Here is a 13728-nt window from a genome sequence, read left to right as displayed (position 1 = left end):
TAAAATTTTTGTCACTTTTGGATAAGATATTTCATAGTTACACAAATTAAAGTTTACACAAAAAAACAGTTAAAAATATAAAATAAAATGGCACAATTTTCAAGATTAGAAGTAGCACAAGTAATGAAAGAAACAGGAATGATTCCTTTATTTTTTCATAACGATATAGAATTAAGTAAAAAAGTATTAAAAGCATGTTACGATGGTGGCGCTCGTTTAATGGAGTTTACAGCACGTGGAGATTTCGCTCACGAAGTTTTTGGAGCGTTAACTAAATATGCTATTGCAGAATTACCAGGTATGATAATGGGTGTAGGTTCTGTTACAGATGCAGGAGCAGCTTCATTATATATGGCATTAGGAGCAAACTTTATTGTAACTCCTGTTTTAAGAGAAGATATTGCAATTGCTTGTAACCGTAAAAAAGTATTATGGTCTCCTGGTTGTGGTACTTTAACAGAAATTACTAGAGCAGAAGAATTAGGGTGTGAAATAGTAAAATTATTTCCTGGTGATATTTATGGACCACAATTTGTAAAAGGAGTAAAAGGACCTCAACCTTGGACCAGCTTAATGCCTACAGGTGGAGTTTCACCAACAGAAGAAAACTTAAAAGGTTGGTTTGATGCAGGTGTAACTTGTGTTGGAATGGGGTCTAAATTAATTTCGAAAGAAATTATTGCGAACGAAGATTATGCAAAATTAGAAAAAGATGTGAGAGCAGCTTTAGCTATTGTTAAAGCAGTAAGAAAATAGTCTAAACTATTTTTATAAATTTAAAACTCCAACTGAAAAGTTGGAGTTTTTTTTAGTTCCAAAAAGTCTATCTATACTTTTTAGCATTTCATCTACACTTAAATCTTTTTGACCAACCACTCATAAATTAGTCTATTTAATTACCTTAAGTTTGTATAAATTAAATGTAAAACATCCTAACATGTCTAAGAACTTAAAAATATTGTTGATTGAAGATAATCTAATTGAAATTATGAAAATGAAGAGAACTCTTTCATTGTTAAAATTAGAGCATACAATACAAGAAGCTAAAAATGGTGAAGAAGCAATAGATATTTTACAAGAAAAAGGTAATTTTCCTGATTTAATTTTATTAGATTTAAACATGCCAAAAATGAGTGGTATAGAATTTCTATCAATCTTAAAAAATAATAAAGACATACAACATATTCCTACGGTTATATTAACTACTTCAGATAATCAAAAAGATTTAGAAGAATGTTATAAAATAGGTGTTTCTGGTTATATTTTAAAACCTCTAAAATATGATGATTATGTTAAAAAAATTGAAACAGTATTATCTTATTGGAGTATGAATGAATTAAAAAAATACTAATATGAAAGGAATAGTTTTTACTGAGTTTTTAGATTTAGTTGAAGAAAAGTTTGGGTTAGAAATGGTAGATAAAATTATTTATCAGTCAGAATTAGCTTCAGAAGGAATTTATACTTCTGTTGGTACTTATAGCTTTTCTGAGATGTTACAATTAGTTACAAACCTTAGTGATAACACAGGTATTTCTACAGATGATTTGCTATTAGTATATGCAGAACACTTTTTTGGAATGATAGAAAGAAGCTATCCAGGTCTTTTAGCAACCTATAATGACCCCATAGAAATGTTAGCTTCCATTGAAAACCATATACATGTGGAGGTTCAAAAAATCTATCCAGAAGCAGAACTACCAACTTTTATAGTAGAACAAAAAACAGAAAACTCTTTAACAATGGTGTACAAATCTAGTAGAGCAATGCACCATTTTGGATTAGGATTAATGAATAAAACTTTTGAGCACTTTAATACAGAAGCCTCTATAGTTTTAGAAAAAATTAAAGAAGATGGTACAGAGGTAAGGTTTATTGTTAATAAAAAATAATGAGTCAAAATCAAATAGAAATACTACAACGAGCAGTAAAGCGTGAAAAAGCTGCTAGAAAAGCAGCAGAAAAAATTCTTGAAGATAAGTCTAGAGAATTATATGACCTTACAGAAAAATTAAAAGGTTCTAACTTAAAGCTAAATGAACTTTTAGAAGAGAAATCTAGCACTTTAAAAGGAGTTTTTGATAACATTAATGATGCATATTTAGTTATGGATTTGTTTGGTAATGTTTTAAAAATGAATGAAGTTGCAAAGGATCTTTTTGGGTATGATATAGAAAAGGAAACCTTTAATGTTACTGAAATTATTTATGAAGAAGATATAGAATATACCTCTAATTCTTTTAAAGAATTATACGAAAAAGGTTTTTTTAACGCTTATACTGCAAGAGTTTACAGTAAAAGCAAAGAAGTAAAATGGATTCAAATAAATGCAACTGTTATTTATGATAAAAATAATAAAGCAATAGCTGCGCAAGGTATTATAAGAGATATAACAAAAGATAAAGTAGCAGAAGATTTATTAATAGAGTCAGAAAATAGATTAGCAGCACTAGTATTAAATCTAAACAGTGGTATTATTTTAGAAGATGAAAATCGAAAAATAGTATTGTCGAACACAAAGTTTTGCGAGTTATTTAAAGTAGATGCATCACCTCAAGATTTATTGGGGATGGATTGTAAAATGGCATCAGAACAAAATAAAGTATTATTTAAAGAATCATCGTCTTTTGTTGAAAGGATGGATGAAATAGTAGCAAAAAGAGAACCTATTTTTGGAGAACAACTAGAAATGGTAGATGGTATAATTCTAGAAAGAAATTATATTCCTATATTTATTGGAGGAAAAATAAAAGGCTATTTGTGGACTTTTAGAGACATTACTTTAGAAAAAAAATATAATATAAGTTTAGAAGTAGAAAAAGAAAAGTATAGCAATATTATAGCCAATATGAACCTAGGGTTGGTAGAGATTAATATAGAAGACAAAATTTCTATGGTAAACCAAAGTTTTTTAGAAATGTCTGGCTATGCTAAAGAAGAATTAATAGGTAAAGTAGGAGGTGATATTTTTACATTTAACTCGGGGTCTAATATTATAAAAGATCAAAAAGTTAAACGCCTTAAAGGAGAATCTACTTCTTATGAATTTAAGACAAAAAATAAAAAAGGTGATATTAAGTACTGGCTTGTAAGTGCAGCACCAAATTATAATTTGCATGGAGAAAACATAGGCTCTATTGCCCTAAATTTAGACATTACAAATTTTAAAAAATTAGAATTACAAAAAGAGCAAATTTTAAAAGAATTAGAAAAAAGTAACGAACATTTGCACGAGTATGCACATATTGTTTCTCATGATTTAAAATCTCCGCTTAGAAGTATAGACGCATTAGTTTCTTGGATTAAAGCAGACAATGAAGGGAAGTTTGATGAAATGACGTTGCAAAACTTTGGACTAGTAGAAACGACATTAGAAACTATGGAAAAACTAATTTCTGATGTTTTAGAGTACTCGAGTGCCGGTTCTAGTACACAAGAAGATGAAGATGTAGATTTAAATAATACATTATGTGATTTAAAAAAGATCTTATTTATTCCAGAAAACATCTCTGTAAACGTTCTTAAAAACCTACCTATTATAAAAGGAGATAAAACGAAGTTTCAACAATTATTTCAAAATTTTATAAGTAATGCTATTAAATTTTGTGATAAAGAAGTAGGAATTGTAGAGATAAACTATGAAGATAAAGAACCATTTCATCAGTTTTCTATAAGAGATAATGGTATTGGTATTGAAAAAAAATATCACGACAAAATTTTTGAAGTTTTTACTTCTTTAAATAAAAGAGAAGATTCTACAGGAATAGGATTATCAATTGTAAAGAAAATAATTGCTTTACATGAAGGCAAAATTTGGTTAGAAAGTGAACCCAATAAAGGAACTACTTTTTACTTCACCATAAAAAAAGAATTAAATGAAAACAGTACAACTTAAAAAACATAAAAATTCTGATTGGAAATACTTATCTGAGAACATAAATTTAAAAGCACCGTTGGTATTGGTTTTTGGAAATAGGTTTCTATTAGAAGATGAAACTATTTTTGATGAAATTAGAACCATATTTAAAGACGGTCATATTGTTTTTGGTTCTGCTTGTGGAGATATTTCATCAGAATCTATTGATGACGAAAGTATAACTATTACAGCAATAGAATTTGAGAAAAGTAGTTTTATAATTAAGACTGCAAATATTTTAAATGAAGATTTAGAAGCTAAAATAGATAGCTTTGCCGTTGGTAAAGAATTAATAAGTCAATTACCAAAAGAGGGATTAAAGCATGTTTTTGTACTCTCTGAAGGAAGTTTTATAAACGGAAGCCAATTAACAAAAGGAATGAATGCTGCTACAGAAAATAACTTGTTAATTACAGGTGCTTTGTGTGGAGATGATGCACGATTTGAAAAAACAATTTCTTCTTATAATGAAAACCCTAAACCAGGAGAAATGGTGGCTATTGGTTTGTATGGAGAAACGTTAGAAGTTACTTTTTCTATTAATGGTGGTTGGACTCCTTTTGGACCAGAAAGAGTGGTAACTAAATCTAAAGGAAATGTTTTATATGAATTAGATAATTTACCCGCTTTAGATTTGTATAAGAAATATTTAGGAGAAAAATCTAAAGAATTACCTGGTGCAGCATTGTTATATCCTTTAAATGTAAAGTCTGAAGATGGTAACAATACAATTGTTAGAACAATCTTAAATATTGATGAAGAGCAGAAATCTGTGATTTTAGCTGGAGATATTTTTGAGGATTCTAAAGTACAACTAATGATGACTAATGTAGATAACATTGTAAATGCAGCAGAAAAAGCGGCTGTAAGTGCTTTAGAGTTTAGAAAGAAGAAACCAGAATTAGCAATTTTAGTAAGTTGTATTGGTAGAAAATTGGTTTTAGACCAAAGAGTAGAAGAAGAAGTAGAAGAGGTAATGGAAGTTGTTGGTGATTCTACAACGATTACAGGGCTATATTCTTATGGAGAAATTGCACCATTTATTGGAGAAAGTAGCTGCCAATTACATAACCAAACCATGACGGTTACTCTAATTAGCGAATAATGAATTCTTTATTAAAAAGACAAATAAGAAAGTTTCTCTCTAAAGAATTACAATCTAATGTCGAATTAGATAAATTCTTAGAGGTTATAGATCGATCTTACCATACTTCTGATGAACAATTTTTAATGCTACAGAGAGCAACAAAAATTAGTTCAGAAGAACTATTTAATGCTAATGAACAATTAAGAGAAGAGTCTAATTCTCAGAAAAAAGTAATCTCAAAGTTAGAAAGTGTAATAGACAAATTACAGGTTTATGATCTAACAACAAACCGACCTAAAGAAAGTATGGATTCTTTAAAATTGGTAGATTTTATAGACAATCAAACCAATGAAATTATTAAAATTAATCAACAAAAAGATAAACTTTTAAGAAACTTAGAGCGACAGAATCAAGAGTTAAATGATTATGCACATATGGTTTCTCATGATTTAAAATCTCCTCTACAAAGTATAGAAGCATTAACAGCTTGGGTTATAGAAGATTATTCTGGTGTTTTAGATACTACTGGTACAGAAAATTTACAATTGATAAGAGAAAATGTAGAAAAGATGGATACTTTAGTAAAAGGTATCTTACAATATTCTACAATAGGTAAAAATGAAAAAGACCTTTATGATATCGATTTAGATTCTTTAGTGCAAAATATTTTAGATGATAAGGAAAAAGCAGAAAATGTAAGCTTTATTATTCCTGAAAAATTACCAAAAGTAAAGGGAGATAAATTTAGACTAGAACAATTGTTTAAACATTTAATAGACAATGCCATTAAGTTTAATGATAAAAAGGAAGTTATTGTTGAGATTGGGTTTAAAGAAGAAAAGGAAGCTTGGCAATTTTATATAAAAGACAACGGTAAAGGAATAGAAAAAAAATATTTTGATAAAATTTTTATCGCATTTCAGAAATTAGAAGATGATTATAAGTCAACTGGAATAGGTTTATCTATAGTAAAAAAAATTGTAGAAGCGTATAGTGGTAAAATTTATTTAGAATCTGAGCCAAAAGTTGGTTCTACTTTTTATTTTAGCATAAAAAAATAAACATGGAACAACCAAACTTAGAGTATATAGAACAACTAGCAAGAGGAGACGAATCTATAAAAGCAGAGTTACTAGCAGTTATAAAAACAGAGTTTCCAGAAGAGAAGAAAGATTACTATAATAGCTTAGAAAATAAAGAGTTTAAAAAAATTGAAGAAAATGTTCATAAACTTAAACATAAAATTAGTATTTTAGGTCTCGAAAAGAGCTATGAAATTGCTAATGAGTTTGAACATAATCTTCGAGAGCTAAGTTTAGAGAAGCAAGAAGATTTTGATAAGATATTAAAAGCAATTACAGCGTATATAGAAACTATATAAGTTTTATGAATTGTATTATTATTGATGATGAAAAAATGGCAAGGGTTATAATTAAAACTCTATGCAATGAAATAGATTCTTTAAATCTTTTAGAAGAGTTTCCTAGTGCCATTGAAGCAATAAAATATTTAAATGAAAATAAAGTAGACTTAATTTTTTTAGACATTCATATGCCTAATTTTAGTGGTTTAGATTTTATTAGAAGTTTAAAAAATCCACCAAAAATTATTTTAACAACTTCAGATCCTAAATTTGCTATTGAAGCTTTCGAGTACGATTTTATTGTAGATTATTTATTGAAGCCAGTAGAATTACCTCGTTTTAAAAAAGCAATTGAAAAAGCAGAAAGGAAAAATATTACTACAAATGAGGTAAAGAACGAAAGTGCTAAACCCATAGATATTGAAAACGATTTTTATGTAAACATAGATCGTAGATTGATAAAAATAGATTTACCAAGTATTTATTTAATAGAAGCTAAAGGAGATTATATTAAAATAAAAACAGAAAGTAAAGATTATATAGTGCATTCTACACTTAAAAAAATTGAAGAAAAATTACCAGACTCTTTATTCCTTAAAATACATCGTTCTTACATTATCAATATCAAAAAAATTATAGATATTGAAGATAATAGTGTACTTATAAAGAAAGATGTTATTCCCGTTAGTAGGTCTAAACGACCAGAATTAATGAAAAGGTTAGATTTACTTTAATTCTTTATCTAATGAAATCTTACAGCTCATCGACAGTTAAAGTATAAGTAACTAAAATTCGAAAATTACACTTTAATTAGTTCTTACTTTTGTGGTATATGAAATATATCATAAAAATATTATTGCTGATCTCTACTTTTATAGTAGCAATAAACTTAAATGCTCAAACAAAAAAAGCCAATAGATTTGGTGCTGTAGAAGTTGTAAGGTTTAATAAGAATCAATTATCTAAAAGTAATATAAAAAATTCTTTAATAGATTATTTACCAGAAACAGGAATTAATCATACCGAAACGGCATTTGTTTTTGAACCGAAAGAGCTCTCTGAAAATTCTAATCTTAAAGAGACTTTTTCCGTAAGTTATTATCAGGGTAAAAATAAAGTTTCTTCTATTATAGCAACTAAATCAGACGGTGTTGTTTATGATCATTCTAAAATTATTTATGATCGCTTAAATACTGATCGTTTAGATAGTATTAGTACTATTCTTGTAAAAGAACATCAAGTAATTAAAGCTACAATAAGTAGTGTTTCTGGTCAAATTACATATACATTACGTTTTTCCGTTAGAGTTGATACAAAACAAAATGAATTATTTAGTTTTTGGAATGTAGACCAATATCCAACAGGTAATTATCATAACTATTTAATTTTTGGACCTTCTTTTTCTCAAATTTTATCGACAGCAAATTTTATTATAGATCAACATTCATCTAAAAATGGATTAAAAAGCACCAGAGAAGCAAGTGTTTTACCAAATGTTTTTGTTAAATCTGGTAACTATGTTAATGGCATTCTAAACTTAAATTTAGTAAATAGAACTCAAGAAAAATCTGTAAATTTTGTTGGTAATATTGCCGAAACAGAATTAACAACACATATTAAAGCTGCCAATGTTTTTTCTCTTTCAGGAGACTATAATGAAGTATTATCTATAGAAACAGGTGTTTTATTTGACATTGGTTTTTATTTAGAAACAACTACTTCTAAGCAAAAAGATGCTTTATACGTGGCAGATGGTCCATGGGGATTAGATTACTTAAAAGAATATGTAACGGTTTCTAATTTTGAAGTAAACTTATCTGAAAGAGAAGAAGATGATGCTATTTATGAAGTAGATAGGAGCGTAAAAGTAATAGGAGAAGTAAAAGGAAATATTAATTTATTTAGACATCTTTTGCCAGGAAATGAAAGCTTAAGTGTTGAGGGGTATAATTTTGTAAATTTCAATATTAAAAATAATGAACCAGTAGAAGTCGTTATTATGACGAATGAAAATAGAGAATGGGAGCATAGATTACGATATACCGTTCCGGCAAATTCAGCAGAGAAAACATATACCATTTCATTGTTAGATTTTGTAGATGATGCGGGGAAGAAGGTTACGGTTTCAAGTATTAAAACAATAGTGTTTTCTGTAATAGGTGATTACACATATTATAAGCCTTTTAGTTTAGATATAAATAAGATAGCATTTACTCTAAACAATAATTTAAATGAGGAAAGTTTTACAGAAGAGATTAGTGAAAAATTATTAAACTATCCAAATCCTTTTACAAATTCTACAACAATAGAATTACCTAAAGTAGCTAAATATGTTCAAATTAATGTATATAATTTAATGGGTAGAATTGTAGATGCTCAGAAAATTAATACCAATTCTTCTTCAAAGAAAATACAATACAATGCTCCTCAGTTAGAAAAAGGAGTTTATAAGTACAGACTGATTGACGATAAAAACAATCAACATTCCGGAACCTTTATCGTCAACTAGTCCCCCAATGTAAAGTAGGAATGTTGTTGGGCAAAAGAGAAATCTTTTGCCCTTATTTTTTGTATAAAGGTTTTTTTAAGAAGATCCATTTAAAGCGTAATCCAAACTCAGTATACGTAAAACTAGCTGTGGTTGTTGCAGATGCAGCAGCAGAAGCAATATTACTTTGTAACCCATAGATATTTATTAATGCACGGTCAGAAAATTTATATCCTAATTTCGCTTGAACTCTATAAGTGCTTTGAGCTTCATCATTTTCTATATATTGCAAACCAGTGGCTGCAGTTAATCCATAAAACCATTCTTTTTCTTTAGCTGCAGCTTCATCTTTTATAAGATCAACAAAAATTTCTACTGCATTAAATTTACTAGGACTAAAATAATTTTCTTTAGATTCTTTAAAAGAAATGTTTTGATAATTAAGACCTGCTTTTATAGAAGGTTTTGCAAATATATTATAGTAAAGAGACGTAAATAAGAGGTTTCTAGCATTATCATCACTTTGCCATGTATAATAATACTGCGTAAACCAACCGAGGTTAAAATTTGTATTTAAACTGTAATTTAAAATAAGGTTATTTTGTACAATTTCATCATTTAATAAAGCGGCATTAAAATTCTGAACATCTCTTTTGTAACCTAAATCTAAACTTTGAAGCTTAAATGGTTTTATATTAACGGAAATATCTGTTAATAATTGATTGTACTTTTTAGATTCTGAATCAGAAGAAGTAACACCAAAACTACCTTTTAAGGTTACGTTATTTAATAATTGATAAGAAATACCTAACAATAAATTATTGGTAGTTGCTTTTAATGAGTCAATTTGATTATTAAGAGTAGTTCTGTAATTATAGTTCGCTAATATTTTAAACTTTGTAGAAAACGGAATTTCAGCTTTTACATCGTATGCGTTTGCTTCGTTATTTCCGTTATCATAAGAATAAGAAAATTTTGTTTCTACAAAAGGGGTAAAACTTAAATCTAATTGTTTTATAAAATTAGATGCATCTTTCTGGTTTTCATAAAAAGATAACGTATTTTCTGCACTCTTGTATGCATTATTATAATAACCAGAGGCTTTTAAAGCATTTGCTTTTCCTAGATTACCATCAAAAGAAGTACTATCTTTTTTTAATATTAAATTATAATCATCTATACTTTTATTAAAATCACTTTTATAAATATTAAGAGTAGCTCTTAATGAAAGCATCCAGTTTTTTGGTTTTTTATTGTTGTCTAATAATTTATCAATTTCAGTTTCGGCAGGTGTATATTTTTTATTCCAAATTAATGCTTGAATATATCTTTCTATTGTTTGATTTTTTAAGGTTTCAGAGGTGTTTTTATCAATGCTTTTTAGTGCTGTTTTACTTACAATTAATGCCGTTTTATCATCAGTATCTAGGTGATACGCTAAAGAAATTCCGTTTAAAGAGGTTAGTTTATCTTCTGGTTTTTTACCTATAATTTCATAGGTGCTTTTTGCTTTTTCTATTTGATTAGAAATTAAATACAAATTAGCAAGGTTTAGTAATGTTTCTTTATCGTCTTTGAAAGAAGTAAAATTTTCTTTTAAAATTGTTTCTGCTTCTTTATATTTTTGATCCGTTACCTTTTTATTAGCCAATCCTAACCTCATGTATTTTTTAGAAACCAGTGCATTTGGGTTTCCTGGGAGTACTTCTAAAGCTTTGTCTACATTAAGTAAAGCAGCTTCAAATTCTTTTAAATTAGATAACGTATTTGCGTAACCTAATAAAGCAGCAAAGCTTTTATTGTTTTCTTTTAGTAATGTTTGATAATAGATTTTTGCATCAGGATAATTTTTACTCCAAAGTAATGATTCTGCATAATTAAGTTTTACTTCAAAATCGGTAGGGAAATCTTTTAAAAGATTTGTAAAAAGAGATACCGCTGCAGTTGCCTTTCCGTTTAAACCAATTGCTCTTCCGTAACAAAGTCTTGCTGTTTTATTTGTAGGATATTCTTTTAATATTTCTTTAAAAAATACTTCTGCTTCTTGGTATTTACCTGTTTCTAAATAAGTAAAACCTTCTTGCATTTCTTGAGAAATGCTGCTAAGACTTATCATAAAAATAATTAAAAAAGAAAAATACTTTAAACGCATAGGAGGATATTTTATAAAATGTAAGTTAAACGATAGCTATTAATCACAAAACTAAAGATAAATGTTTTTCGTCGATTAATAGTGATAAAAGTTTGTTTCTATTTGATATTTGTATTAATTTAATAAAATATTTAAAAACTTAATTTTTAAAGCAATATAAATGATTTTATCCCCTAGGCTATTAAAAGGAAAAATTAAACCAGAACAACTGTTTATGTTAAGTGTTCTCTTAGTTAATGGAGGAAATTACTTATACAATTTGGTTTTAGGTAGGGTTTTAGGTCCAGAGAAATTTGCTGATGCAGCAATTTTAATTACTTTTTTATTGGTTTTATCTTTTGTAGCCATGACTTTTCAGTTGGTTACCGCTAAGTTTTCTGTGCTTTTTGAAGATTCAATTTTTAGTGGTTTTATTTCTAAAATTTACAAAAATGCGCTATTTACAGGAATCTTTTTAGGGATTGCAATTATTGTTTTTTCAACGCAATTGCAACATTTTTTTAAAACAACTTCTTCAACAATGTTTGTTATTTTTGGGTTTGGAGTTCCGTTTTATTTTCTGATGAGTGTTAATAGAGGTGTTTTTCAAGGAAAACAAGAATTAAAATCTTTATCAGTTACATACCAATCAGAAATGATTAGTCGTTTATTATTAACTTTTACATTATTATATTTTTTAGATATAGATTCATCATTAATTATAGCAATCGGTATTTTTTGTTCTTTTGTTTTTGGGTTAATTCCATTTAAAAGTAGCAATTTTTCATTATTTAAACCTTTTTCTTTAGAAGCAGATAATAAAAAGTTAGTGAAGAATTTCTTTATTATTACTGCTTTTTATGAGTTAACACAAATCATTATTAATAACAGTGATATTCTATTGGTTAAACATTATTTTGAATCTTATGAGGCTGGGTTATACGCTTCATTAGCACTTATTGGTAGAGTAGTCTATTTTATTGCTTGGATGTTTGTAATGTTACTTTTACCAAAAGTTGTTCAATTAAAAAAAGAAGGCAAAGATACGTTACCAATCTTGTTAAAATACGTTGTTTATATTGGTTTTATTGCAGCTGTAATCGTTATTAGTTGCTTTTTATTTCCTGATGAAATAATTAAAATTTTATTTGGTAGTGAATACTTATCAGTTTCATCATTATTATGGAAATATGCTTCTGCAACAGGAATTTTTGCCATCTCAAATATATTTGCATATTATTATTTGTCGTTAGATAAATATGTACCTGTTGTACTTTCTGGTATTTTTGGAATGTTACAAATAGTATTGGTTGTTTTGTTTCATGAAACTTTAGAGCAAGTTGTTCATGTACAAATTATAGCCATGGTATTATTATTAATAGTACAACTTAGTTTCTTCTTTTTTAAAGATTCTAGAACATCTAAATCTATAAAAGAAATAAAAGAGTAATATTGTCTAAACCAATTTTCTAATCATCTATATATAATTGTATTTGAGCGGGGTTTATAAAAAAAGAATAAGTAATAATATAAATTTGTAATAAAATTAATAATATGAAATTAGCCATTGTAACAGCATATCCACCAAGTAAAGTAACTTTAAATGAATACGCTTATCACTTGGTAAAAAGTTTTAGACAGAGTAAAAAAGTAACAGAGTTAATTTTATTAACAGATAAGACTTTAGAAGGAAAAGATATTAATTTTACAGAAAATGGATGTAAAATTACGGTGAAAGAATGTTGGGAATTTAACAGCTACACAAATATTATAAATGTTACCAAAGCAATTAACCAAACAAAGCCAGATGCTATTTTGTTTAATTTACAGTTTATGAAGTTTGGTGATAAAAAAGTGGCTGCAGCTTTAGGATTGGCAATACCAATGGTTTGTAAAATAAAAAAAATACCTACAATTGTTTTATTACATAATATTTTAGAACAAGTAGATTTAGAAAGTGCAGGTTTTACATCAAACAAACTGGCTCAAAAAATATATAATCTTATAGGAACTTCATTAACCAAGTTAATTTTAAAAGCAGATTTAGTTACGGTAACCATGGATAAATATGTAACTACTTTAGCAGATAAATACAAGGTAGGTAATGTAAAAATGATTCCTCATGGTACTTTTGAAATACCAGAAAATCCGTCTCAAAAATTACCAGAAGGACCTTTAAAAATTATGACTTTTGGTAAATTCGGAACCTATAAAAAGGTAGAGTCTATGATTGAGGCTGTAGAAATTGTAAGAAAAGAAACAGGTTTAGATTTAGAGATTGTAATTGCAGGAACAGACAACCCAAACGTACCTGGTTATTTAGAAAATGCAAAAGAAACCTATAAACATGTACCACAACTTACTTTTACAGGTTATGTAGAAGAGGTAGAAGTAGCACCTTTGTTTACGGAAAGCGCTGTTGTTGTTTTTCCTTATACGTCTACAACAGGAAGTTCTGGAGTATTACACCAAGCAGGTAGTTATGGTAGAGCTGTAGTAATGCCCAATCTAGGAGATTTAGCCACTTTAATTGAAGATGAAGGGTATAGAGGTGAGTTTTTTGAACCAGAAAGTGTAACCAGTTTAGCAAATGCTATTAAAGCTATTGTAACTAACGATGCATACAGAATAGAATTAGGTGAAGCTAATTATAAGGCTGCAACTGCTTTTCCAATGGAAAGAATTACAAATATTTATTTAGACGAATTCAATAAAATTATAGAGAAAAAGAAATAATCTATTT

At 27.8% G+C, this 13728-nt stretch carries 12 protein-coding genes; 11 read left to right on the top strand and 1 reads right to left on the bottom strand.

The features are described 5' to 3' along the window. Positions 1–87 precede the first annotated feature (87 nt). The 9 genes from KV700_RS04135 (at position 88) to KV700_RS04095 (ending at position 8875) form a co-directional block, all read left to right on the top strand. Positions 88–756 (top strand): bifunctional 4-hydroxy-2-oxoglutarate aldolase/2-dehydro-3-deoxy-phosphogluconate aldolase, encoded by a 669-nt coding sequence (locus KV700_RS04135; RefSeq protein ID WP_165730684.1) that lies wholly within the window; start codon positions 88–90, stop codon positions 754–756. Positions 757–937: 181 nt separating this feature from the next. Then, positions 938–1351 (top strand): response regulator, encoded by a 414-nt coding sequence (locus KV700_RS04130; protein WP_166382243.1) that lies wholly within the window; start codon positions 938–940, stop codon positions 1349–1351. Position 1352: 1 nt separating this feature from the next. Further along, a complete protein-coding gene (locus KV700_RS04125) occupies positions 1353–1892 on the top strand; it encodes a heme NO-binding domain-containing protein (RefSeq protein WP_166382244.1) in 540 nt (179 codons plus the stop codon). Next, on the top strand, positions 1892–3895 hold the full coding sequence (locus KV700_RS04120) for a PAS domain-containing sensor histidine kinase (protein WP_218599291.1): 2004 nt from the start codon (positions 1892–1894) through the stop codon (positions 3893–3895). Before KV700_RS04125 ends, KV700_RS04120 begins: the two co-directional genes overlap by 1 nt. Beyond that, a complete protein-coding gene (locus tag KV700_RS04115; RefSeq protein WP_166382247.1) occupies positions 3876–5021 on the top strand; it encodes an FIST signal transduction protein in 1146 nt (381 codons plus the stop codon). The genes KV700_RS04120 and KV700_RS04115 overlap by 20 nt, the downstream gene beginning before the upstream one ends. Continuing rightward, on the top strand, positions 5021–6064 hold the full coding sequence (locus tag KV700_RS04110) for an ATP-binding protein (RefSeq protein WP_166382249.1): 1044 nt from the start codon (positions 5021–5023) through the stop codon (positions 6062–6064). The genes KV700_RS04115 and KV700_RS04110 overlap by 1 nt, the downstream gene beginning before the upstream one ends. A 2-nt stretch (positions 6065–6066) precedes the next feature. After that, positions 6067–6384, top strand: coding sequence for an Hpt domain-containing protein (locus KV700_RS04105; protein ID WP_166382251.1), 318 nt, complete (start codon positions 6067–6069; stop codon positions 6382–6384). A gap of 5 nt (positions 6385–6389) precedes the next feature. Further along, on the top strand, positions 6390–7100 hold the full coding sequence (locus KV700_RS04100) for a LytTR family DNA-binding domain-containing protein (RefSeq protein ID WP_166382253.1): 711 nt from the start codon (positions 6390–6392) through the stop codon (positions 7098–7100). Positions 7101–7198: 98 nt separating this feature from the next. Next, positions 7199–8875, top strand: a complete 1677-nt coding sequence (locus KV700_RS04095; protein ID WP_218599290.1) for a T9SS type A sorting domain-containing protein — start codon at positions 7199–7201, stop codon at positions 8873–8875. Positions 8876–8927: 52 nt separating this feature from the next. Here the strand turns inward: KV700_RS04095 and KV700_RS04090 are convergent, their stop codons facing one another. Continuing rightward, positions 8928–11006: a tetratricopeptide repeat protein gene (locus KV700_RS04090; protein ID WP_218599289.1), complete on the bottom strand. Its 2079-nt coding sequence runs from the start codon at positions 11004–11006 to the stop codon at positions 8928–8930. A gap of 160 nt (positions 11007–11166) precedes the next feature. On the opposite strand from KV700_RS04090, the gene KV700_RS04085 reads away from it, so the two are divergent. Next, the gene (locus KV700_RS04085; RefSeq protein WP_218599288.1) at positions 11167–12435 is read left to right on the top strand and encodes an oligosaccharide flippase family protein; all 1269 of its coding nucleotides are present in this window, start codon (positions 11167–11169) and stop codon (positions 12433–12435) included. 104 nt (positions 12436–12539) lie between these two features. Then, positions 12540–13721: a glycosyltransferase gene (locus KV700_RS04080; protein ID WP_218599287.1), complete on the top strand. Its 1182-nt coding sequence runs from the start codon at positions 12540–12542 to the stop codon at positions 13719–13721. The last annotated feature ends 7 nt before the right edge of the window (positions 13722–13728 follow it).

Source organism: Polaribacter sp. NJDZ03 (genome assembly GCF_019263805.1).
In the GTDB taxonomy this organism is placed as follows: domain Bacteria; phylum Bacteroidota; class Bacteroidia; order Flavobacteriales; family Flavobacteriaceae; genus Polaribacter.
The sequence above is the reverse complement of the archived record's forward strand: the minus strand, read 5'-3'. Positions and strand labels throughout refer to the sequence as shown.